The sequence below is a fragment of the Allobosea spartocytisi genome (assembly GCF_014764685.1).
In the GTDB taxonomy this organism is placed as follows: domain Bacteria; phylum Pseudomonadota; class Alphaproteobacteria; order Rhizobiales; family Beijerinckiaceae; genus Allobosea; species Allobosea spartocytisi.
Window position 1 is genome coordinate 196,563 of record NZ_JACXWY010000009.1, and the last position, 22,329, is coordinate 218,891.

19 protein-coding genes, 1 tRNA gene and 1 riboswitch are annotated in these 22,329 nt (G+C 61.5%); of the genes, 10 read left to right on the forward strand and 10 right to left on the reverse strand.

Translation table 11 applies throughout. The features are described from left to right. Positions 1–4 precede the first annotated feature (4 nt). From IED13_RS16320 to IED13_RS16360, 9 genes are all read left to right on the forward strand, one after another. Positions 5–817 carry an ABC transporter permease gene (locus IED13_RS16320; RefSeq protein WP_210323634.1) on the forward strand — a complete coding sequence of 271 codons (813 nt, stop codon included), beginning with the start codon at positions 5–7 and terminating at the stop codon, positions 815–817. Between the two features lie 34 nt (positions 818–851). Continuing rightward, positions 852–1,769, forward strand: coding sequence for a serine hydrolase (locus tag IED13_RS16325; RefSeq protein WP_191124789.1), 918 nt, complete (start codon positions 852–854; stop codon positions 1,767–1,769). Positions 1,770–2,023: 254 nt separating this feature from the next. Next, positions 2,024–2,224, forward strand: a riboswitch (cobalamin riboswitch). A gap of 119 nt (positions 2,225–2,343) precedes the next feature. After that, positions 2,344–4,293, forward strand: coding sequence for a TonB-dependent receptor plug domain-containing protein (locus IED13_RS16330; protein ID WP_260368432.1), 1,950 nt, complete (start codon positions 2,344–2,346; stop codon positions 4,291–4,293). Beyond that, positions 4,290–5,144 (forward strand): ABC transporter substrate-binding protein, encoded by an 855-nt coding sequence (locus IED13_RS16335; protein WP_038363286.1) that lies wholly within the window; start codon positions 4,290–4,292, stop codon positions 5,142–5,144. Before IED13_RS16330 ends, IED13_RS16335 begins: the two co-directional genes overlap by 4 nt. Next, entirely contained in the window at positions 5,141–6,154 is a 1,014-nt protein-coding gene (locus IED13_RS16340) for a FecCD family ABC transporter permease (protein ID WP_191124790.1), read from the forward strand. The genes IED13_RS16335 and IED13_RS16340 overlap by 4 nt, the downstream gene beginning before the upstream one ends. Beyond that, positions 6,154–6,954 (forward strand): ABC transporter ATP-binding protein, encoded by an 801-nt coding sequence (locus tag IED13_RS16345; protein ID WP_191124791.1) that lies wholly within the window; start codon positions 6,154–6,156, stop codon positions 6,952–6,954. The genes IED13_RS16340 and IED13_RS16345 overlap by 1 nt, the downstream gene beginning before the upstream one ends. Then, positions 6,941–7,960 (forward strand): DUF6925 family protein, encoded by a 1,020-nt coding sequence (locus tag IED13_RS16350; protein ID WP_191124792.1) that lies wholly within the window; start codon positions 6,941–6,943, stop codon positions 7,958–7,960. The genes IED13_RS16345 and IED13_RS16350 overlap by 14 nt, the downstream gene beginning before the upstream one ends. A gap of 171 nt (positions 7,961–8,131) precedes the next feature. Further along, a protein-coding gene (locus IED13_RS16355; RefSeq protein ID WP_191124793.1) for an IS3 family transposase occupies positions 8,132–9,279 on the forward strand; the annotation gives its coding sequence in 2 pieces (ribosomal slippage) (positions 8,132–8,396 and positions 8,396–9,279; 1,149 coding nt in all). A gap of 522 nt (positions 9,280–9,801) precedes the next feature. Beyond that, positions 9,802–9,878 (forward strand) — tRNA-Arg (locus tag IED13_RS16360). Between the two features lie 11 nt (positions 9,879–9,889). Here the strand turns inward: IED13_RS16360 and IED13_RS16365 are convergent. From IED13_RS16365 to IED13_RS16405, 9 genes are all read right to left on the reverse strand, one after another. Continuing rightward, positions 9,890–10,801, reverse strand: coding sequence for a LysR family transcriptional regulator (locus IED13_RS16365; RefSeq protein ID WP_103025184.1), 912 nt, complete (start codon positions 10,799–10,801; stop codon positions 9,890–9,892). Between the two features lie 101 nt (positions 10,802–10,902). After that, on the reverse strand, positions 10,903–11,334 hold the full coding sequence (locus tag IED13_RS16370) for a DUF488 domain-containing protein (RefSeq protein ID WP_103025183.1): 432 nt from the start codon (positions 11,332–11,334) through the stop codon (positions 10,903–10,905). Between the two features lie 165 nt (positions 11,335–11,499). After that, complete coding sequence (gene uvrB / locus IED13_RS16375) at positions 11,500–13,476, reverse strand: excinuclease ABC subunit UvrB (protein ID WP_030541533.1); 1,977 nt, start codon at positions 13,474–13,476, stop codon at positions 11,500–11,502. Positions 13,477–13,627: 151 nt separating this feature from the next. Continuing rightward, complete coding sequence (locus IED13_RS16380; protein WP_229825136.1) at positions 13,628–14,974, reverse strand: DUF3422 family protein; 1,347 nt, start codon at positions 14,972–14,974, stop codon at positions 13,628–13,630. Then, the gene (locus tag IED13_RS16385) at positions 14,946–16,280 is read right to left on the reverse strand and encodes an NAD(P)/FAD-dependent oxidoreductase (protein WP_103025204.1); all 1,335 of its coding nucleotides are present in this window, start codon (positions 16,278–16,280) and stop codon (positions 14,946–14,948) included. Before IED13_RS16385 ends, IED13_RS16380 begins: the two co-directional genes overlap by 29 nt. Positions 16,281–16,300: 20 nt before the next feature. Continuing rightward, positions 16,301–17,131, reverse strand: coding sequence for an S-formylglutathione hydrolase (gene fghA / locus IED13_RS16390; protein WP_103025181.1), 831 nt, complete (start codon positions 17,129–17,131; stop codon positions 16,301–16,303). Positions 17,132–17,276: 145 nt separating this feature from the next. After that, complete coding sequence (locus tag IED13_RS16395; protein ID WP_103025180.1) at positions 17,277–17,675, reverse strand: VOC family protein; 399 nt, start codon at positions 17,673–17,675, stop codon at positions 17,277–17,279. A 52-nt stretch (positions 17,676–17,727) separates the two neighbouring features. Further along, positions 17,728–18,837, reverse strand: a complete 1,110-nt coding sequence (locus IED13_RS16400) for an S-(hydroxymethyl)glutathione dehydrogenase/class III alcohol dehydrogenase (protein ID WP_103025179.1) — start codon at positions 18,835–18,837, stop codon at positions 17,728–17,730. A gap of 337 nt (positions 18,838–19,174) precedes the next feature. Then, a complete protein-coding gene (locus IED13_RS16405; protein WP_229825135.1) occupies positions 19,175–20,386 on the reverse strand; it encodes a glutathione-independent formaldehyde dehydrogenase in 1,212 nt (403 codons plus the stop codon). Positions 20,387–20,786: 400 nt separating this feature from the next. Between IED13_RS16405 and IED13_RS16410 the strand changes: the two genes are divergently transcribed. Beyond that, positions 20,787–21,461: an SDR family NAD(P)-dependent oxidoreductase gene (locus tag IED13_RS16410; RefSeq protein ID WP_103025177.1), complete on the forward strand. Its 675-nt coding sequence runs from the start codon at positions 20,787–20,789 to the stop codon at positions 21,459–21,461. A gap of 48 nt (positions 21,462–21,509) precedes the next feature. Here the strand turns inward: IED13_RS16410 and IED13_RS16415 are convergent, their stop codons facing one another. Next, on the reverse strand, positions 21,510–22,199 hold the full coding sequence (locus tag IED13_RS16415; protein ID WP_263858888.1) for a LysR family transcriptional regulator substrate-binding protein: 690 nt from the start codon (positions 22,197–22,199) through the stop codon (positions 21,510–21,512). Between the last annotated feature and the right edge of the window lie 130 nt (positions 22,200–22,329).

Below are 22,329 nucleotides of genomic sequence, written 5' to 3' on the forward strand. Positions count from 1 at the left end.
GCCAATGAGCCGCTTCCGCTCCAATCCGAGCCTTTTCGTCGGGCTCGCCATGCTGGTTCTGCTCGCCGGTTTCGTCGCGCTCGGCCAGATCTGGACGCCGCACGATCCCTTCGAGGTCGACTATGGCAACACGCTCCAGCCGCCCTCCCTGGCGAACTGGTTCGGCACCGATGATCTCGGGCGCGACGTCGCCTCGCGCGTGCTGGCCGGCGGCTATGTCGACCTCAAGGTCGCGCTGATCTGCGTTGTCGCGCCGGCCCTTCTCGGCGTGATGATCGGCGCGATCTCCGGTTTCATCGGCGGGCGCGTCGACACCTTCATCATGCGCATTACCGACATCTTCTGGGCTTTCCCCTTCTATGTGCTCGTCATCGCCATCGTCGGCGTGCTCGGGCCGGGCGAGGCCAATCTCTACCTGGCCTTCCTTCTGGTGAACTGGATCTCGTTCGCCCGCATCGTACGCGGCGAGGTTCTGGTGCTGCGCAATCTCGAATTCGTCCAGGCGGCGCGCAGCCTCGGCTGCACGACACCGCGGATCGTCACCGCCCATATCCTGCCGAATGCGGTCAATCCGGCGATCGTCTACGCGATGGCCGATGTGGTGCTGACCATCCTCGCCGTGACCTCGCTCAGCTTCCTCGGCCTCGGCATCCAGCCGCCGACACCGGAATGGGGACTGATGATCTCGGACGGACGCCAGTTCCTGTTCGATGCCTGGTGGATCGCGACCTTCCCGGGTTTCGCGATCATCTACACCGGCGTCACCTTCGCGCTGATCGGCGAAGGCCTCGACACCGCCCTTCGGCCCAAGGGCTGACCTCCTTTTCCGATCCGCCTCCGACAGGTGCGCCATGAGCTTTTTCGATACGGATGAAAACCTGCAGCGCATCGGCGCATTGCTGACGGCGAAGGCCGAAGCCATCTTCCGCGAACGCGGCGTCCCGGCCGAGCAGTTCGGCTTCGTGTTGCTACAGCCAACCAGAGATAGCGGGCGGCCGAAGGGCGCTGCCTTTCGGCCCGATTGGCGCAGCTATCCCTGCTCGCTGGTCAAGGTCTTCTTCCTCGTCGCCGCGCAGGCCGCACTTGAGGCAGGACAACTCACCGAGCACGAGGAACTGGATCGCGCCATGCGCGACATGATCCTCTGGTCCTCCAATTCGGCGACAAACTATGTCATCGATCTGCTATCCGGAACGACCGGGGACACGCTGCTTTCCGAGCCGGAGATGACCGAATGGGGCGAGCGGCGCCAGATGGTCAATCGCTTCTTCGCGCAGCTCGGCTGGCCGGAGCTAGTCGGCATCAACCTCAATCAGAAGCTGATGGACGACCTGCGCTATGGCCGTGAAAAGATCGGCCTCGATTGTTCGCCGGCCGGGCACAATGCGCTCACGCCGATTGCCATGGCCCGTCTGATGCATGCGATCTTCCATGGCTCGGTGCTGACCGAGGCGAGCCGAGAGAAGGTCCAGAATCTACTCGCCCGCGATCTCGCTAGTCCCTTCCTGCCGCGAGGTGCCTATCAGGTCACGGGCTATCTCGCGGGCGGCATGCCTGCCGGAACGCAGATCTGGTCGAAGGCGGGACGCACCCGCTGGCTCGGCGACGAGCGCGCCGATTTTCGACGCCACGACGCGCTTCGAGCCGTTCTGCCAGATGGTGCCGAGTTCATCCTGACGGTGTTTTCGCAAGGCGAGGCGATCGCCGAGGACGACGGGTTTCTGCCGCAGCTCGGATCCATCGCTGCGAAGGAGATCCTAGACCTCTGATCCGTGTTGCAATCTCATCGAGAGTTCAACACGACGCGACACTGACGGTGGAACCCGCACCCTAGAGAACGCTGCCCGCTGAAGGCAGCTTGCCGAGGGAGCACGTCCCTCCGAAGCTGGGTTTTTGCCGAACGCGCCGCCGAAATACCACACAATAACAGACACTTACGCCACGAATTTGCGCGCGAGATCCGATCCCAACTCGGCTCGGCACGACCGCGCCACATTGCCAATTGACCCCGCCACTTTTCCGCCTTACTCGTAAACGCGACGGTTCCCTCACGGGATCAAAAGGGAACGCAGTGCGGATGATTTGCCATTCTATGCTGCGGCTGCCCCCGCAACTGTAAGCGGCGAGCCTTATCGCCATACGCCACTGGGACCTCGGCCCTGGGAAGGCGGTGACAAGGCGACGACCCGCGAGCCAGGAGACCTGCCGTCAGTCGTGGTCACACGCGAACACGTTCGAACGGGGTGTTTCGATCGCTGCTCGACTGTCTGCTCCCTGCCGGGAGTGAACGGGAGATCGCGTTCGCGGTGACGTGCCACAGACGTCAACGCCCGAGGTCTCATCGTGATCCGCCTTTCCGGAGCCGCGCAGCGCGGCTCGTCTTCCGTCATCGCATTGTCCCTTGCCGCCGGTGCTACGTTGCTGGCTCATCCCGCCCGTGCCCAGGCCCCCGGCGAAACCATCGCGCTCGACCAAATCGTCGTCAGCGCGACCGGCACGCCGACTCCGGTGCGCGAGGTCGCGAGCTCCGTCACGGTGGTCACCGCTCAGGAGATCGAGCAGCAGCAGCGCCGCACCCTGCCGCAGGCGCTTGCCGCTGTGCCGGGGCTGAACATCGTCCAGATCGGCGGTCCGGGCGGCCAGACCTCGGTCTTCATGCGCGGCACCAACTCGAACCACGTCAAGGTTCTGATCGACGGCATTGAGGCGAACGACCCCTCGACGCCGAACCGCTCCTTCGACTTTGGCTCGATGTTGACCGACGACATCGAACGCATCGAGGTGCTGCGCGGCCCCCAGAGCGGCCTCTACGGCGCCAACGCCATCGGCGGCGTGATTTCGATCACCACCAAGCGTGGCGAGGGTCCGCCGAAGGCAACGGCGCGCATCGAGGCCGGATCGCACGGCACTTTCAACCAGGCGGCCGGATTCAGCGGCGGCGACGATCGCTTCAATTACGTCTTCAACGTTTCCCATATGCGCTCGGACTCAACCGATTCGGTGCCGCCGAACCTGATCCCGCCGGGCGTGCGCGTTAAGCCGAACGCTTATGACGCCTATAGCTATTCCGGGCGCCTCGGCTTTGCGCTGACCGACACGCTCAGCGTCAACTGGGTCGGCCGCTATACCGACGGCCAGTTCCGCTCGACCTACGATGCCGGCTTCCCGGGCCGGCCGACGCCCTATCGAGCACTTTCGAACTACGCCCAAGCCTTCACTCGCGGCGAGGTGGTCTGGGACCCGCTCGGCGGGCGCTTCGTAAACCGGTTCGGCATCTCCTACTCGAATCAGGACCGTTCGAACCGCTCGCCCAACGCCTTCGGGATCCTTGGTTTGCCGACGGAGAACCTTGGTGAGCGCATGAAGCTCGACTGGCGGGGCGATTTCGAGATCGCCAAGGGCCATATGCTGATCGGGGGGCTCTCTTGGGAGCGCGAGCGGCTGGAGACCCCCAGCTTCACGGCCTCGAACGGCAACAAGGCGGCTTACCTTGAGTATCAGGTCAGCTTCGCCGATCGGTTCTTCCTCGCAGCGAACATCCGCCACGATCACGACGACAGCTATGGCGGTCACACCACCTATCGGATCGCGCCGGCCTATATCGTGCCGGGCACCGAGACGAAGCTGAAGGCGAGCTATGGCACCGGCTTCAAGGCGCCGACGCTCGCCGAGCTGTTCATCGACTACCGGCCGGGCTTCAACTTCTTCGGCAACTCGAACCTCAAGCCTGAGGAGAGCAAGGGCTGGGACATCGGCTTCGAGCAGCCGCTCTTCGACAAGCGCGTCCAGTTCGGTGCTACCTGGTTCCAGAACGATATCGAGAACCTGATCGTCACCAATGCGGCGCGTAACTCCTATGCCAATGTCGGCAAGGCCGAGACGAAAGGGGTCGAAGCCTTCGCCGCGCTGCAGATCTCCGAGCAGTTGCGCGTCCGGGGCGACTACACTTTCACGCTCGCCAAGGATGAGACCGCGCATCAGGAGCTACTGCGTCGGCCACGTCACAAGGCCAGCGGCACCGTGACCTGGGCGCCGATCGAGAAGCTCAGCCTTTCGGCCACGTTGATCTATGTTGGCCCCTGGGTCGATGGGAACCGGGACTTCTCGGTGCCTCGCTTGAAGGCCAAGGGCGCGACCCTGGTCAACCTCGCCGCCGAATACAAGGCGACCGACAAGGTCACGGTCTTCGGGCGCGTCGACAACCTGTTCGATAAGCGCTGGGAGAACCCGGTCGGCTTCCTTGTGCCTGGTTTCGGCGCCTTCGGCGGCATCAAGGTCGCGTTCGGCGGATGACGGCGGATCGCTGTCCCCGCTGCACGCTGCGAGCAGCGCTGGTGGTCGCGGGCTTCGTGCTCGCGGCGACCGCAGCAGCGCGCGCGCAGCCGGAGCGCATCGTCTCGCTCAACATGTGCACAGACGAGCTGGTGCTCCGCCTCGCCGACGCTAAGCGCATCGCCTCCGTGACCTGGCTCTCGCAGGACCCGCTTAACGCCAACATGGCAGAAGTCGCGCGCCGGATCCCGGCCAATCACGGGCTCGTCGAGCAGGTCCTGGCGCTTAAGCCCGATCTCGTCGTTGCCGGTGCCTACACGACGCGGGCGACTATCGGGCTGCTGAAACGCGTCGGAGCGTCGCCGCGCGAGTTCAGTGTGCCGCGCAACCTCGCGGAGATGCGTGCCCAAATCCGCGAGATGGCGGCGTTGCTCGGCGCGCAGACGCGTGGTGAGGCGCTGATCGCCGATATCGATGCCCGCCTTGATGTGCTTGTAGCGCGTCGCCCGGCGCGGCCGCTGCGTGCGATCGTCCTTCGCCCGAACGGTTTCACCGTCGGGCGCGGCTCGCTGGTGGACGAGATCCTGACGCGTGCCGGGCTGGTCAACATCGCCGCAGAGCTCGGCATCGAGAGCTATGGACAAATCCCGCTCGAGACGGTCGCGCTCGCCGGCGCGGAGGTGCTGGTGCTCAACGACACCCCGGACGGGCCACCGTCGCTCGCCCATGAGGTGCTGCATCACCCGGTCATCGCGCGGCTCTCCGGCAGGCTCAGGCTGGTGGCGTTGCCCTCGCGCCTCTGGACCTGCGCCGGGCCGAGCGTGGTCGACGCGATCGAGCAGTTGGTCGCCCAGACGGAACAGCGCAAATGAGACAGTTTCCCGGAGCCGGCGTCCGACCTGTCGTCCTGATGCCCGTGCTGGGCCTTGCCACACTGGCGATGGCCGCTGCGTCGCTGGCGCTCGGCTACGCGGCGCTGCCGCTCGGCCAGGCCTTTGCCGACGCCATTGCCGGGCGGGCCAGCCTGCCGGCGCTCGTGCTCATGGAACTGCGCCTGCCGCGAGCGCTGCTCAGCGCGCTCGTCGGCTTCAGCCTCGGCATGGCCGGAGCGGCGATGCAGGGGCTGATGCGCAATCCGCTGGCCGAGCCCGGCGTCGTCAGCATTTCGAGCGCTGCCGCCCTTGGCGCGGTCACCGCCTTCTACAGCGGCCTTTCGGCGACGGTCGCGCTCGCCCTGCCGCTCGGCGGTATCGCAGGCGCGCTCCTGGCGACACTCGTCCTCTTCGTCCTGCTGGGGCCCGGCGCCAGCACGATGACGCTGATCCTCGCCGGCGTCGCGCTCAACAGCTTCGCGGGTGCGGCGACTGCGCTCGCGCTCAACCTAGCGCCCAACCCCTACGCTGCGCTGGAGATCGTGTTCTGGCTGATGGGCTCGCTCGCCGATCGCAGCATGAGCCATGTCTGGCTGGTGCTGCCTCTGATGCTCGCCGGCTGGCTGCTGATGGCCTCGACGGCACCGGCACTCGACGCGCTGAGCTTGGGTGAGGAGACGGCAGCGAGCCTCGGCTTCGATCTGACCTGGCTGCGCGCGCGGCTGATCGGCGGGGCGGCGCTCGCGGTCGGCAGCGCCGTCGCGGTCACCGGCGCGATCGGATTCGTCGGAATCGTCGTGCCGCATCTGCTGCGCCCGCTGGTCGGCCACCGGCCCGGCCGGCTCCTGGTCGCGAGCGGGTTTGGTGGCGCGGTCCTCGTGCTTGCCGCTGATCTCGGCGTGAGACTCGCTCCAGTCCGGCCCGAACTCAAGCTCGGCGTCGTCACCGCGCTGATCGGGGCGCCTTTCCTGTTCGGGCTGGTGCAGCGCCTGCGGCGGGAGGCAATCTGATGGCGATCGTGGCACAGGGGATTTGCGTTTCCCTCGGCGGTCGCTGCGTGCTGACCGCGGCCGACATGGCGCTCCAGCCCGGCGAAGTGCTCGGCATCGTCGGCCCCAACGGCGCCGGAAAGACCACGCTGCTGCGCGTCCTCGCAGGCCTCCTTAGGCCGGACCAGGGCAGCGTGCGCTACGACGGCTCGACGGCGCGCGAGCTTGGCCGGCGCGCCTTGGCACGCCGCGTCGCCTTCCTCGCTCAGGACGGCGCAGCCACCTGGTCGCTCTCCGTCGAAGCCTTGGTCGGGCTCGGCCGGCTGCCGCATCGGCCGCCCTTCGGCGCCGAGAGCGAGGCGGACCGCGCGGCCGTTGCGAACGCCATGGCGCTTTGCGACATCGCGGCCCTTGCTGGCCGGACTCTCGGAACTCTGTCCGGCGGCGAAGGCAGGCGTGTCCTGCTGGCGCGCGCGCTCGCGGTCGACGCGGCCTATCTCCTGGCGGACGAGCCACTCGCGGGGCTCGACCCCGGCCACCAGCTCGAGACGCTAAAGCGGCTTCGAACCGTGGCTGCTGGAGGCGTGGGCGTAGCGGTCGTGCTGCACGACCTGTCGCTCGCCGCGCGCTTCTGTGACCGCCTGCTGCTCATCCATCGCGGCCTCCGGATCGCCAATGGGGCACCGGGCGATGTTCTGGATGATGCAGCGCTGGCCGATGTCTTCGGCGTGAGCGTGCTGCGCGGTCAGCGCGACGGTGTGCCCTTCCTTCTGCCCTGGCAACCGATCGACGCAAGAGGCCCTACCCATGACGGACGCTGAGACCGTTCGCGCGCTGCTGCGCGAGCACATCCACACTGCTGGGACGCAGTGGAACCTGGGCACGTTCGGCGCCATCGCCGAGTTCATGCGCGACCCCGGCGAGGCCTGCGAGATTGTCGATCGGCCCGATCTTCTCTCCGCGGCGACGGCGCGAGGCAGCATCGGCTTCGGCTCGCTCGCGGGCATCCGCCCCTTTGCCTCGGAATCCGCGACCGGCGCGAGCTGGAACCACCGCGTCGCGCTTTGCCTGCCGACGGATGCCTGCGCCATGTCCGGCCGGACCGAGCTGACTGAACTCGGCCCGGACAAGGACGCTTTGCGCGAGGAGGATCGTGCCGCGATTCTGTTCGACATGGGCCTCGGCACGCTGCAGGCGGACATTTGCATCCGCACCGCCGATCCCGCGCTGATCGGCGTGCTCAGGGCGGAGGCCGGCCGGCCGCTCTTCGCGCCCGGCAATGGTGCCATGGGCGCAATCCTTGCCGCCGGGCCGCACCGCGTCTTCATCGCCCGCTTAGGTCGCTGCGAGGTTTATCAGCCGATCCCGCCGGCAGACGGCAAGAGCCCCGAGGGACCGCATACCCATGTCCTGCCGAAGCTTTTGCGCTCGGGCCGCACCCATGCCGCGACCGAGCCGGTGCCGGATGGGTTTGTGCCCTGTGCTCACCTCATTCCCGCCCACCCGGTGAAGGATGCCATGGGCCGGCCGAGCCCATGGGACGAGCGCGCGCACAAGGAGTTCCAGCGCCTGCTCCAGGCTCACGGCGATGCCGAGCTTGTAAGGGTCAAGCGAGATCTCCTCGCGGCCATTCGAGGCGGCGACCAGCCGAGTTCCTTCCCGGTGCCGAAGGTGCGAGCTGCTAACCACACTATCAAGGCGACCCTGCGTCAGCTCGCCGCATCGAGCGAGCGCCGGAAGGATTTGGACAGCTGGTGGGCCGTTTTCGATGCGCGCAAGCTTGAGGACGGCGCGCCTGACGAAAACGACGCCTATGGGCATGCGTAAGCGTTCCGTGTTTCGTGAGAGCATTGCCTACCGAAGGCGGCTCCAGGCGGAGAGCGGGATCTTCGGAACCCTTTGATGGACCAGGTATCCTGATACCCGGTCGAGTGGCGTGTTCCCTGAAAAGTGGTCCTCCCTGAAGTAGGCTTTTGAGCCTTTTGGAGGATGTAAGAAATGCCGCGGAAGAAGCACAAGCCCGAGGAGATCGTCGGCAAGCTCAGGCAGGTCGACGTGCTGTTGTCGCAAGGCCGGCCGGTTGGGGAAGCGATCCGCGCCATCGGCGTGGCGCCGCTCACCTATTATCGGTGGCGCAAGGAGTTTGGCGGCCTGAAGTCCGACCAGGTGAAGCGGCTGAAGGACCTTGAGAAGGAGAACGAGCGGCTTCGGAAGGCTGTCTCGGATCTGACGCTGGAGAAGCTGATCCTCGCGGAGGCTGCCCGGGGAAACTTCTGAGCCCCGCCCGGCGCCGTCGTTGTGTCGAGCACGTCATGACACATCTCGGCGTCTCAGAGCGGCTGGCATGTCGGGTTCTGGGGCAGCATCGCTCCACGCAACGGAAGATCCCGACTGGGCAAGATGATGAGGCCGCGTTGACGGCCGACATTGTCGAGCTTGCTACTCGGTGTGGTCGCTATGGCTATCGCAGGATCGCAGCGCTGCTGCGGTCTGCCGGTTGGTCGGTGAACGTCAAACGCGTCGAACGGATCTGGCGACGAGAGGGGCTCAAGGTCCCCGTAAAGCAGCCGAAGAAAGGCCGTTTGTGGCTGAATGACGGATCCTGCGTTCGGCTGCGGCCGGAGCATCCCAACCACGTCTGGTCCTATGACTTTGTCGAGAATTGCACGCATAATGGCAGGAGGTTTCGCATGCTCAACGTGATCGACGAATTCACCCGGGAATGCCTGACGATCCGGATTGATCGAAAGCTCAGCTCGACCGACGTCATCGACGTTTTGTCGGACCTGTTCGTCCTACGCGGTGTGCCGGGCCATGTTCGTTCAGACAATGGCCCGGAGTTTATCGCCAGGGCCGTGCGGGATTGGATCGCAGCAGTCGGTGCCGGAACCGCCTTCATCGAACCGGGCTCGCCATGGGAGAATGGCTACTGCGAGAGCTTCAACTCCAAGCTCCGCGACGAGCTCCTGAACGGAGAGATCTTCTATAGCCTCGCCGAGGCGAAGGCCGTCATCGAGAGCTGGCGCCAGCACTACAACACCAGGCGCCCGCACTCCTCGCTCGGCTACAGGCCTCCAGCGCCAGCCTCCATCATATCACCGTCGTCCATTCCGCCACGTATGGCCCCTAAGCCGACCATGCATTAGTTTGAAGCCGGACCACTCAATCGGGGCAGGCCACTGAGATAAGACGACAAGGCCTCGTTTTTCGCATGGATCGGGACTCCTGCACCACGCCATTAGCGTTGGCGTTCGGCCGCGGCCACGGCGCGCCCGATATGATTCGACCGCGTGACCTTTGCCTTCGGAGAACAGTGCTTCATCCAAAATCCCGCATTGCCGAAGCAGCAGGGATCGGCTATCCAGCCTTCACGGTTAGCGCCCGTAGCTCAGCTGGATAGAGCGTTGCCCTCCGAAGGCAAGGCTAAGTCAAGTGGGTTGTGGGTGCTAGGTAAGAAAATTGAGCAAAACCAATATCTTGGTGATGCTCGAAGGAAGCGCAAAAACCGCTTCCGTGGTCACGGAAGCATCACGGAAGCAAACTGAAGGAGGCTGTAGAGAACGAGCGGCGACAATCGGCAGAGCTTTTTAGCCTAGTCCGGTATCGTCGATTCGAAGTCGGATTCGTGATTGACCCAGTTCGGTCTCGAACCCTATCTGAACACAGATGCACCCGTAGCTCAGCTGGATAGAGTGTCGGCCTCCGAAGCCGAAGGTCACAGGTTCGAATCCTGTCGGGTGCGCCACCCATTTTTCTTCAACTTGATCTTTGCTCCAGTTCGACCGCCATATTTCTGGCGATGCCGAGCAGATGCAGGGCTGCGCGTTTGGGATTGGTATCAAGCCAGACGGCGCTTATCGTGCCGATGCTGTCCGGTCCGACGATTGGCCGCCATACCGTACCAGTGATATCGATGGCGTCGGCAAAGCTTACCCCGGTGACGGTAAAGCCACTGCCAATCTGCACTTTCAGAACGATCGTGGCCTGACAGGCCTGACACTGTTCGATAACGGGTGCCCGTTCTCCGGCGGAGATGCGATCTGTAAGCCAAGGCTCGAGCAGCGGACCGTCAGCGCCTTGCGGTACGAGCAGCCGATCCCCAGCAAAATCGCTCCAAGTCAAGGCTTCCTTTTCGGCAAGGCGATGATCGGCCGGCAGCAAAGCGACCAGGCCTTCACTCCAGATATCTTCACGCCGGCAGGGTCTAGTTTCATAGCCGCCGCACATAAAGGCTATGTCCAGATGGCGACGACGGATGGCGTTTGTATGGTTGCGGCATGAACCATCCTGAAACGTGACGGCAATGCGCGGATAGCGCTTTTCGAACCGATCAATGAGACGGACAAGGAACTCGCGACCGAACGGTGTGCTGAGGCCGATGCGGAGTAGGTCGTTATGTTTTGTTTGCTGATTGCCTTGGCTGAGCGCCGCCTCAAGCCCGCGATAATGTTCGCGCACACCCTCGATCCAGTCCCGTCCGGCAGCGGTCAGTCTGACGCCGTTATTGTGGCGTTCAAACAGGAGCAGGTCGAGGCGTTGTTCGATGGCGGCAATGTTTCTGCTAACGGTAGACTCCTGAACGCTCAGGGCCTGCGCGGTCTTCCGCATGCTACCCAGTTCGACGACCTTGAGTACATATTTCAAATGCCGCAGGGCAGCTTCGTTCATACAGCGAAATCCTCCCGCATGTGATTGAGACGGCGGCTGTCGGTCTGGCACCCTGTTGAACAGAGAGGAGGGCCTATCTCCTGCCGTCTTTTGTTCGTGCTCTAGAGATGCACGATCTCAACGTTAGGCCATTTTGTTGCTAAGTATTCTGCGACAAGTCGTCGATGACAGTGGTGCGGCTTGTCCTCGCTGCACAACAGGCATCCACCTTCAATTTTCTCCTTGTCGATCATCTCGATCTGGCGTCGCGATATCAGATCCCGAAATCTTGCGGCATAACTGTTCCAGTCTCCCCCTCTTACCTTGAAATCTTCGAACATATCCTTCGTCGGTGCGAGTTCCGGCAGATGCTCATATTCCATTCCACACAGGGCTTCGGAAAAATATCTCAGGTCGTCACGCTTCGCGAAGCCTGATAACTGTGAAACATTATTGAGGCGAACATCGACAAGCCGTTTGGCGCCGGAGTCTCTCAACCTCGTGAAGAAGTGCTGAGCCGATGACTTGGTGAACCCAATGGTGAATATTCTCATCGTCCTGATCTACCCAAGATCCCCAGCCTCACGGATCTGTGCTGCCGAAGCCCGTATTTGCGTCGGACGAACCATCGTTCCAGGAAAAATACCTCTTTGCTCATTAATGAATGTACTTCAGCGGGTGGCCAGAACGCTTCAGATACCGATCCACGTCTAATGTGATCATAGATAGATAAACTGGCCATATAGCTTGTCCAGGCGAAGGCGAATGTCTTCCGCCAGTGCGTCGTCGCCGGTGTCGACGGCCGACAGCAGACGATGCTCTGCCTCGCCGATCCGATTACAAAGCTCCGAGAGGTTGGCACAGAACGCTTCCGAGTGAACTGAAGGTTCGGACGCCGGAGATTGCTCGGAGGCGATTTTTCGGATGGATGAAGAGGGGGTGACGCCATGCTCTTCGTTAAAGGCAATCTGACGCTGCCTTCGATCGATTGTTTCATCCATTGCCTGTTTCATTGCCGGTGTCACCACATCAGCGTAAAGGATTGCCTTCCCGTTGACGTTCCTGGCGGCTCTGCCGATCATCTGAATCAGAGTCGGCGCCGTTCGTAGGAAGCCCGCGCGATCTGCGTTGAGAATCGCGATCAGGGATGCCTCGGGAATATCCAGTCCCTCGCGCAAGAGACTTATACCGATCAGGACATCAAACTCGCCGGCGCGAAGGCCGTTTATGATCTCAATCCGGTCTTCCGTCTTAATATCGGAGTGCAGATACCGCGCCCGAACGCCCTTGCTTTCAAGGAAGGCATGAAGATTTTCCGTGGCGACCTTCGTGAGCGTCGTCACCAGCACCCGCTCGTTTCTGGCCGCACGCTCGGTAATCTCGCGCAGCAGATCGTCGATGTCTCCCTCGCAGGGACGGACTTCGACTTCAGGGTCCAGCAGGCCGGTGGGTCTCACGATCTGGTCAACGACGCGATCCTGCGAAATATTCAGCTCATATGCGGCAGGGGTTGCGGAAACGAAGATCGTCTGCGGCTTCATGGCCTCGAACTGCCTGAAGCTCAGAGGATGATTGTTCTTGGAGGACGGCAGACGGAAGCCGAACTCGATCAACGTGTCCTTGCGACTCTGATCGCCGCTATACATGGCCGAGATCTGCGGAATCATCACATGGGATTCATCGACGAACAGAAGGCCATCCTTCGGGAGGTAGTCGAGCAAGGTGATCGGAGGAAGGGAGGGATCGCGGCCACTCAGATAGCAGGCGTAGTTTTCCATGCCCGAGCAGTATCCGACCTGCCGCAGCATTTCGGCGTCGTTCGTAATCCGCTCATATAGGCGTTCCGCTTCCACATGGCGGTTTTCGCTGTTTAACTGAGCAACACGCCTTTCCATCTCTTCAAGGATCGCCGTGGCGGCGGTTTCCACCTGGCTTGCCGAGGCTGCCAGAACCGTCTTCGGCGAGACAAGATAGTGAGCGATGCTCTCCAGTTGTTGTCCGGTAGCTGCGTCGATCCAGTCAAGGGTCTCGATCACGCCATTCGACAACCTGAGACGAATGGCCTTGTATTCCGAATCCGCTGGAAAGACCTCGACCATATCGCCGGTAACGCGATAGGTTCCACGCTTCAGCTTGTGCTCGGTACGATCATACTGCAATCGGGCAAAGCCATGAAGAAGCTCGTTCAGGCTCAACCTCGCGCCCGGCGAGAGCGGAACCTGCAATGCCCGATAATCGTCGGGATCGCCCATTCCGTAGATGGACGACACCGAAGCGACGACGATGGTGTCTCGACGCTCGATGAGCGATTTCGTCGTGGACAGGCGCAGGCGCTCCAGATGGTCGTTGATCGCGGAATCTTTCGGGATGAACCGATCACTACCCGGCAGATATACTTCCGGCTGGAAGTAGTCATAGTATGAAACGAAATACTCCACCGCGTTCTCAGGGAAGAACTGTTTCATTTCGTCATAAAGCTGCGCGGTCAGCGTCTTGTTCGGCGCCAGGATCAGGGTGGGCCGCTTCAGGCGATGAATCACATTGGCCATTGTGAAGGTCTTGCCCGATCCGGTGATCCCCTTCAGGGTCTGATGATGCGCCCCCTCTTCGATGCCTGAGATCAGCCGTGCGATGGCTTCGGGCTGATCGCCCGAGGGGGTATATTGAGAGTGCAAAATGAAAACGCCGGTAGACATTAGAAACCCTCCTGCAAGCGTCGTTTCATGGTGAATATCTTCCCGGCATTACTGCCATTAGAACCTAAATACCGGTAGGCTCCGGCAATCCGGTCTTTGGAGGCGAGGCATGCTTCGTGAGCGCCTTTCGCACCCGAATTAGGTTGTCGGGTCATGTTCGATCCCTCCGATCCGGAAGCCCAGGGTCGCTATGAGAGTTCCTGATCCGCCGAACGGTCCACCATATCGCGAGCAGGACCACGGGAACGAGGGCAGAAATTACCAGTTCGGGTGAAACGATATCGTGGTACCCTGGGAGGCCCTTTATGAGATAGGACAATAGTCCAATGACATAGTAGGAAATTGCCGCGACAGACAGACCTTCTACGGTCTGCTGAAGCCGCAGTTGCAGCCTCGCCCTATTGTTCATGGAGGCCAGCAGATCGCTGTTCTGTCGTTCGAGTTGCACATCGATCCAGGATCGAAGCAGCGTCGTTGCGCGCGCCAGCTTGTCGGACAGGTTGGCCTGACGCTCTTCAATAGAACGGCAGGTTCGCATTGCCGGAGCAATCCTGCGATGTAGGAAACTGCGCCAACGATAGCAGCCGGGGACGAAAGTCTCGCCGAGTGCGGTCAGCCGTTCCTCGACGATTTCATAATAGGCGCGGCTGGCGCCAAAGCGGTAGAGGCTCGACGCCGTGTCGGCCTCAAGCGTTGCCGACAGGTCCGTCAAGCTGGACAGCAGCTCCTCGCTGTTGCGGCGCGCGGACTGGCGCATCTCGTCGGTGATGGCGGCAAGTCGCTTCTCGATCTCCCGCAGATGCGGTCCAAGCTGTTGGGTCATCGGGATGCTGAGAAGGGCAAGCGTCCTATAGGTTTCGATTTCGAGAAGCCGTTGGGCCAGGGCGCCAAGCCGTATTGGCGTTAGCCCCCGATCCAGAATGACAATTCGCGTCAGGCCATCGCTGTCCTGACGGAAATCGGTAATGATATCGGCCATGCCATCCTCGACAAGCGAGTGGCAGCGGCTGACCGGATCGAAGCGATCTATGTAAGACTGCGCACTCTCCTCAGTCCAGGTCACGACATCCAGACGGATACCCGATACGATCGGCCCAGGCGGGATGAAGCCATGTTTGAAGGGATCGAGACCCACCGGATTCCCGGTCTCAGGGTCAAGAGGTGCGCACCACAGGTAGGTGAAGAACTCAGTGTGCTTCTCGCGATGCAGATCGCCCTGCTCGAATGTCAGGCCGTGAAGGGGAGTGCTCTGATCCGGTAGTGAGGCGCCCACCCGGCTCGATAGTTCGGCCAGGGTTTCGCGATCCTTCGCCAGATTGCCTTCGTTCATGAAGGCAAGTTGCACCAAGGCGCGCGGAGCTTCTACCAAGGGAAACGGGCGGGCATGAAGCTCATCTAGGGCAATCTTCCTGCTACCCAAGACTGGCATACCATAGACTGTAGAACTGCCAAGCGGTGTGGCGCCTCCTTCACTCAACTGACGGTCCTTCCTTGTCATTCTTCTTTGCGGCGCCGTAACCATCGTAGTTGTTATAAGTAATCAGCCGGGAACCACGATATCCCATACCATGCGTCCACAACCAGCTTAGCGCAACGCTAAGACGATTCTGCACCCCGATCAGGAAGTAGATGTGAATGAGCTTCCACATCCACCATGCCAGTGTGCCGCGCAGCCGGATCCGCCCCATGTCGACGACGGCAAGACGGCTGCCTATCGTCGCCAGATTGCCCTGATGCCGATAGCGGAAAGGCGTGGTGGTCTTAGAGCCCCGCATCCGCTGACGGATCAGCCGCGCCACATATTGCCCTGCCTGCTTGGCCGCGGGAGCGAGGCCGGGGACGGGCTTTCCGTCCGGGCCGGTAGCAGCCGCGGTGTCGCCAATCACGAAAATGTCGCGCTGGCCGGGCACTGTCAGGTCAGGTCCGACGATGACACGCCCGGCGCGATCAGCTTCCGCATTCAGCCAGCGCGCAGCCGGTGATGCCTGCACGCCAGCCGCCCACAGGATCGTCTGAGCGGGGACAAGCGCACCATCGACAATGACGCCATCGGACGAGCAGTCCGTAACCGGCATGCCGAGCCTGACCTCGACACCCAGCTTTTCCAGCGCCTGGCGCGTATAGGCGGACATATCCTCCGGGAAGACCGACAGGAGGCGTTGCCCCGCCTCGATCAGCACCACGCGCGTCGCATCAGGGTCGATGATGCGAAAATCGTGCGCGAGCGTCCGATGGGCGAGTTCCGCTATCGTGCCAGCAAGCTCCACGCCGCTTGGTCCGCCTCCGATGATGACGAAAGTCTGCAAGGCGGCTCGCCGGGCGGTGTCAGTTTCGCGCTCGGCTTCCTCGAAAGCCAGCAGGACACGGCGACGGATGGTCGTCGCGTCTTCGAGCGATTTCAGGCCGGGCGCGAAAGGCTCCCATTCGTCATGGCCGAAATAGGAATGCGTCGCCCCCGTCGCGATGACGAGCGTGTCGTAGGCAAGCGCCGGGCCGTCCTCCAGGAGGACGTGCCGCTCGTCCGTATCGACATGCCGGACCTCACCGAGCAAGGTGCGCACGTCCCTGCGCTTGCGGAAGAGCGCGCGGATCGGCCATGCGATGTCTGACGGCGACAGCGAAGCGCCTGCGACCTGATAGAGCAGCGGCTGGAAAAGGTGATGGTTGCGGCGGTCGACAAGGGTGACGGCGACACCGCTTCCGGCGAGCCTCTGCACAACCTCCAGCCCACCGAAGCCTGCCCCCACGACCACCACACGATGGCGACCTGAGGCGGTCTCAAGGCCCGATGCGGTTTCGCGCATGGGCGAAGATGCTGGCGCGGTCATTGGAACAGCGCCGCTGCATGATGGGCCATATGCTCGTCGATGAAACTCGCGATGAAATAGTAGCTGTGGTCGTATCCGGGCCTCTGACGGAGGATCAGCGGATGTTCCGCTGCCTCGCACGCTGCTTGCAGGAGACTCGGACGCAACTCACGATCTGCAAACTCGTCATCAAGACCCTGATCGATCAGCAGCGGCAGGCGCTCTCGGACGGTCTTGATGAGTTCGATGGTATCATATTGCTCCCACGCAGAACGGTCATCGCCGAGATATGCCGTGAAAGCGCGCTCGCCCCAAGGCGCCTGGCTCGGCGCGACGATTGGCGAAAAAGCCGATACGCTGCGATAGCGTCCGGGATTGCGCAGTGCCGCGACGAGTGCGCCATGTCCGCCCATGGAATGCCCCGCAATCGCGCGACGGTCATCGGCCGGAAATGTGGCTTCGATCAGTGCCGGTAATTCCTCGACGACGTAATCATACATGCGGTAATTGGCAGCCCAGGGCTGCTGCGTCGCATTGACGTAGAAGCCTGCGCCATGCCCAAGATCATAGCTGGGATCGTCTGCCACGCTTTCGCCTCGTGGGCTGGTGTCCGGCGTGACGATCATGATCCCATGCTCCGCCGCGAAACGCTGCGCGCCGGACTTGGTGATGAAATTCTGCTCGGTGCAGGTCAGGCCGGACAGCCAATACAGCACCGGCACGCGACCGTCCTTGACCTGGGGAGGCAGATAGACGCCGACCTTCATCGGACAACCCAGGCTGATCGAGTCATGCTGATAGACGTCCTGCCAACCGCCGAAGCTGGCGTGATGTTCGACACGTTCCATTTTTGTTTCCTTGCTTCGACGGTTGGTGGACGGTGTGCCGATAGGCTCCTGTTCATGGCTGTTGTGCGGGGGAAGCGCCGGCGGCTGTTTCAGCGCCGGCGACAGCCAGTCATAGGGTTGCGGGTATCGCCATCACCTTCCGGCCTTAGATGAAGGTGTAGGAGCAGACCTTGTTGCCCGCCGGATCGCGCAGATAGGCAGCATAGGCACCCGGCAGGTGGCCACGGGGGCCAGGCTGGCCTTCGTCAGTGCCACCAGCAGCGAGGCCGGCGGCGTGGAAAGCATCCACTTCGGCGGGCGTCGCGGCAGCAAAGCCGACCGTCACGCCATTGCTGGAGGGCGCTTCGCCATTACCGGGGCGGGCAATGATGAAAGCGGGCTTTTCGCGACCGTACAGCACCCAACCATTGCCGAAGGGGCCGAGGTTGTTGATGCCCAGAGCGCCCAAAGCGGCGTCGTAGAACGCTGCCGACTGCTCGACGTCGGCAGCGCCGATGAAGACGTGCGAGAACACGCCGTTGCCGGAGATAACGGGGTCAGCCATGATATTCTTCCTTGAGGTTAGTTATTGAAGTTAACAGACTTGATTTGTCGGATCAGTAGTGGATCACGGTGCGGATCGACTTGCCTTCGTGCATCAGGTCGAACGCTTCGTTGATTTCCTCCAGACCCATGGTGTGGGTGACGAAGGGAGCCAGATCGATGTCGCCTCTCATGGCGTCTTCGACCATGCCGGGAAGCTGGGTCCGTCCCTTGACGCCGCCGAAGGCCGACCCCTTCCAGACGCGGCCGGTGACGAGCTGGAACGGCCGCGTCGAAATCTCCTGTCCGGCCCCGGCGACGCCGATGACGATCGACTGGCCCCAGCCACGATGCGCGGCTTCCAGCGCCGCGCGCATGACGTGGACGTTGCCGATGCACTCGAAGGTGTGATCGATGCCCCAGCCCGTCATCTCGATCAGCACCTGTTGGATCGGCTTGTCATGATCCTTGGGGTTGATGCAGTCGGTCGCGCCGAACTGGCGGGCCAGCTCGAACTTGGACGGATTGGTGTCGATCGCGATGATGCGGCCCGCCTTGGCCTGACGCGCGCCCTGGACCGCTGCGAGACCGATGCCGCCCAGGCCAAATATGGCAACGGAGTCTCCCGGCTGAACCTTGGCGGTGTTGTGGACCGCGCCGATGCCGGTGGTGACACCGCAGCCGAGAAGGCAGACATGCTCGGGATTCGCTTCGGGATTGATCTTGGCGAGCGAGACTTCGGCAACGACCGTATATTCGCTGAATGTCGAGCAGCCCATATAGTGGTATAGAGGCTGGCCATTGTACGAAAAGCGCGTGGTGCCATCCGGCATCAAGCCCTTGCCCTGCGTTTCGCGAACCGCGACGCACAGATTGGTCTTGCCGGACGTGCAGAACTCGCACTTGCCGCATTCGGCCGTGTAGAGCGGAATGACGTGATCCCCCGGCTTGACGCTGGTGACGCCCTCGCCGACCTCGACGACGATGCCCGCGCCCTCGTGGCCGAGAACGACCGGAAAGATGCCCTCCGGATCATTGCCGGACAGCGTGAAAGCATCGGTGTGGCACACCCCGGTATGCGTAACCTTGATGAGCACTTCACCCTTCTGGGGCGGGGCGACGTCGATCTCGACGATTTCGAGTGGCTTGCCTGCCTCGAAGGCAACAGCGGCGCGAGATTTCATCTTTGGATTCTCCTCGTGGGTTGAAGCGGGCTGCCAGCGGCCATGCCTGTTGTGACATGTCGATTCGTGGGCCGCATATACTGCATGGGAGTACACCTAGTATACTCCCATGCAGTATGCAAGAGGATGTCCAAATCAAGGATTGCCAGGGAGTGAAGGGAGGTTAGAGACTCGGAAAACCGCAGTAGCTGGCCGATAGTGCGGTCCGGAATGGTTTGGCTCGTCGATCTGGCGGCGTGCGCGATTGGCAAGCCAAGATTGGCATTCTTGCGTCAAGCCGTCCTGCGAAACCGGAATGCCCCCCGATCATGATCGTGAGACATTCCGGTTGTGAGGATCAGTGCTTCACCGAGCCATGGGGATCGATGACGTACTTGAATGCAGATCCGTCATCGAACTCCTTGTAGGCCGCCGGGGCATCCTCCAGGGCGATGAACTTGATATTCATCATCGGGGTCAGATAGGGCATCCGATCATTCAGGATCGCCCGCATGAGGGCATGGTTGTAATTCGCGGTCGGCGACTGACCCGCCGACATGCGCGGCGACTTGATCCAGCCACTGGCCCAATCGACTTCCATGCTGCCTTTTTTGCTGAGCGGATCTTTGGAGATCGGATTGGGGCAGTAAACGCCGACCGTGCTGGTCATCCCACCGAAACGGACATATTTCAGGAGCGCGTTGGTCACGGCATTCTCGACGATCTTGTCGGAATCCGGCCCGAAGCCTCGACAGTCCAGCCCCACATAGTCGATTACGCGATCGACCTGACGCTTGCCGGTGATGCGTTCGAGGTGGTCCTCGATCGGCGTCCCGTCCGACAGGTTGATGGTTTCGATCCCGTGCGGCTTGAGCAGGTCGAGCCGCTCCTGAATGAAGTCGGCGACGATAATGGCGCCTGCGCCCAGCAGTCGCGCGCAAGCAGCACCCGCACGACCGACAGGCCCCGCGCCGAAGATCAGCACATTCTCACCGACGATATAGGAGGGCTGCGCCGGCCAGTCGGGTGCGGCGAAACCATGGAACGCGGTCGGCAGCACGTCCGACAGCAGCGTCAGATCACGGATCTTCTCCATGGCCGCGTCCTTGTCAGGGAAGGCCAGTAGGTTGAAATCCGCATAGGGGACGAACAGGTAGTCCCCTTGCCCACCGGTCCAACCGCCCAGGTTGAAGCCATAGGCTCCGCAATCGACTTCGGGATTGGTGTTTTCGCACACCTCCGAGCGCATGTGCTTGCAGTTGTAGCAGCGCCCGCAGCCCACGTTGAAGGGGACAGATACGATGTCGCCGACCTTGATATACTCGACATCAGAGCCGACCTCGATCACCTCGCCGGTCATCTCATGGCCCATCGTCATTCCCTTGGGGACTTCGAACGACCCTCTATAGATATGGAGGTCGCTGCCGCAGATGTTCGTGGTGACGATCTTGAGAATGGCGCCGTGCGGTGCCCTCTTGCCCTGCGGGGTAATCAGCTCCGGGAATTTGAAGGTGTTGACCTTCATTTCCATCGGTTTCTCGAAGGTTACGATCCGGTTGCCGGTAGCCATCAGATATCTCCTACGTTCTTTTCAGTGCCCCCTAAGCATTGATGAGAATAAAATTTGACGCGCCTCAATCTGCCGAGCCGAATAACTTCGACACAGCACAATAACGCCGTTGAGTGGCTCATCATTACCGTAGAAGCAGGATGCCCTCGCTTCTTCGTCGCGGCAAACTCGAAGATTCTATCCCAGGATCAGAAATTTCTATGAACACGCCGCGAGATGATGGCGGCTGCGTCAAAACAATACGATATAACATATCACAAACGTAGCGACATAATGCCTGTCGAAGAGAAGGAGCAGTTAAAGTTCATCGAGGCGCCTTCCACGCACACTCATCCGGCATTAGTTGTGTTGGCGGAACGCGGCCAGTCTAGTTATCATTCCTAGACAGAAAGGAGTCCTTATGAAGCGCGCGATTGTAACAGGAGGGTCTGGGCTGATCGGTCAGGAGATATGCTCCGCCTTGTTGAGTGATGGATGGGAAGTCGCATCGTTTGATCTGAAGGAGGGGGCAATCGGTCAGCAGATTTATTGCGATCTTTCGAGCGAAAAATCTGTAACCGAAGCTTTCCGCACCCTTGGCTGGGATCAACTAGACTTGCTCGTCAACAATGGCGGGCTTGTTTACGACACATTCATGCAGCTCGGGGACACCTCACTCGAACAGTGGAACAACACTATCGGTAGCCATCTGACAGGGGCCTTTTTGATGTCGCGAGCGGCATCGCCCCTACTCACCGGCGGTGGTTCAATTGTCATGATGGCTTCCACGCGCGCGTTGATGTCGGAAGGCGTCGACTTTGCCTATGCCGCTGCAAAGGGTGGCATGGTGGCACTCGCGCAGGCGCTAGCTGTGCAACTTGGCCCAAAAATTCGGGTCAATACAATCGCACCTGGTTGGATCACGAACGAAACAAATCTGCGCGCCGAGGACGAGGCGCAGCATCCGGTGGGCCGGGTCGGTCGTCCCCAGGACATTGCCGAGGCCGTTCTATATCTGGCGTCGGCCGGCTTTGTTACGGGGCAAACGCTTGTGGTCGACGGCGGGATGACCAAGAAAATGATCTACGTGGAATAGCGGGTCGCGGGACCGTTCATGCCGCGTTGCCACGGCATGAACGGTCGGTCAGCTCCCATCGGGTTGAAACTGGCGATACAGGTCCAAAGCATCCTGTATCGCGGCGATTGTTTCGGGAGAGCGGACTATCTCCAAAAGTGCGGTCGAAGGCGTCGATTTCAGCTCATTTCTGATCGTAGCCAACCCAACAGCGGCATCCGTGCCTTCACCTGTGACTTCAACCGCCCGAATGTCGGGAATCCGAGCAAAATAGGTTGCGAGGGATTGCGGAAGGACGGTGGCATATCGCCCACTCGCTATATGGGCGGTGAGAACATCGACATTGTTGGTCCTGATCGTCTTTGCGGCACAGTGCCCGAGTCTGGAGTGCGCGGCTTTGGGTAGCGCGCAGTCCAAGATGCACTGGGGCAGATTTGCGACATCATCCCATGAGACCTGTCGCGGCAACGGGTCTCTGGTCGCTTGGAATATGACGATCTGCTCTCGGTATAGAAGGTGAGTATCGAAGTCCTCCTCTGTTACGTCTTCGAGATAGACCAGCGCCATGTCTATTTCATGCGCCAGCAAGGCTTTGGTCAGCGACGAGAGCTGGGTCGCGCGAATGGATTGTTCAAGAAGAGGCATCCTTTCAGCGAGGGCCAAGCTGAGGATCGGCGCCACCACCGACGCACTCGACAGGAGGCCTAAGCGGAATTGCCCTTCAAGCCCACGTTTGAGAGCCGAAATGTCGCGCTCCAGCCCTGTCCGTCGTCAGATGATTTGAGACTGATTTCGGGCCTCAGGAAGGGAGGCTCTGGCTCATCTGGGTTTAAGGCTATGCGGCTTGCAGGTGGTGCTGCAAGCGTCTTGTCTGGATGGTCTGGCGCTT

Excerpts from the sequence above, each read along its gene's own strand:
- IED13_RS16320 (WP_210323634.1), top strand. The coding sequence starts at position 5 with ATGAGCCGCTTCCGCTCCAATCCGAGCCTTTTCGTCGGGCTCGCCATG.
- IED13_RS16325 (WP_191124789.1), top strand. The coding sequence starts at position 852 with ATGAGCTTTTTCGATACGGATGAAAACCTGCAGCGCATCGGCGCATTG.
- IED13_RS16335 (WP_038363286.1), top strand. The coding sequence starts at position 4,290 with ATGACGGCGGATCGCTGTCCCCGCTGCACGCTGCGAGCAGCGCTGGTG.
- IED13_RS16340 (WP_191124790.1), top strand. The coding sequence starts at position 5,141 with ATGAGACAGTTTCCCGGAGCCGGCGTCCGACCTGTCGTCCTGATGCCC.
- IED13_RS16345 (WP_191124791.1), top strand. The coding sequence starts at position 6,154 with ATGGCGATCGTGGCACAGGGGATTTGCGTTTCCCTCGGCGGTCGCTGC.
- IED13_RS16350 (WP_191124792.1), top strand. The coding sequence starts at position 6,941 with ATGACGGACGCTGAGACCGTTCGCGCGCTGCTGCGCGAGCACATCCAC.
- IED13_RS16365 (WP_103025184.1), bottom strand. The coding sequence starts at position 10,801 with ATGAACGAAGCTGCCCTGCGGCATTTGAAATATGTACTCAAGGTCGTC.
- IED13_RS16370 (WP_103025183.1), bottom strand. The coding sequence starts at position 11,334 with ATGAGAATATTCACCATTGGGTTCACCAAGTCATCGGCTCAGCACTTC.
- uvrB (WP_030541533.1), bottom strand. The coding sequence starts at position 13,476 with ATGTCTACCGGCGTTTTCATTTTGCACTCTCAATATACCCCCTCGGGC.
- IED13_RS16380 (WP_229825136.1), bottom strand. The coding sequence starts at position 14,974 with ATGACAAGGAAGGACCGTCAGTTGAGTGAAGGAGGCGCCACACCGCTT.
- IED13_RS16385 (WP_103025204.1), bottom strand. The coding sequence starts at position 16,280 with ATGCGCGAAACCGCATCGGGCCTTGAGACCGCCTCAGGTCGCCATCGT.
- fghA (WP_103025181.1), bottom strand. The coding sequence starts at position 17,131 with ATGGAACGTGTCGAACATCACGCCAGCTTCGGCGGTTGGCAGGACGTC.
- IED13_RS16395 (WP_103025180.1), bottom strand. The coding sequence starts at position 17,675 with ATGGCTGACCCCGTTATCTCCGGCAACGGCGTGTTCTCGCACGTCTTC.
- IED13_RS16400 (WP_103025179.1), bottom strand. The coding sequence starts at position 18,837 with ATGAAATCTCGCGCCGCTGTTGCCTTCGAGGCAGGCAAGCCACTCGAA.
- IED13_RS16405 (WP_229825135.1), bottom strand. The coding sequence starts at position 20,386 with ATGGCTACCGGCAACCGGATCGTAACCTTCGAGAAACCGATGGAAATG.
- IED13_RS16410 (WP_103025177.1), top strand. The coding sequence starts at position 20,787 with ATGAAGCGCGCGATTGTAACAGGAGGGTCTGGGCTGATCGGTCAGGAG.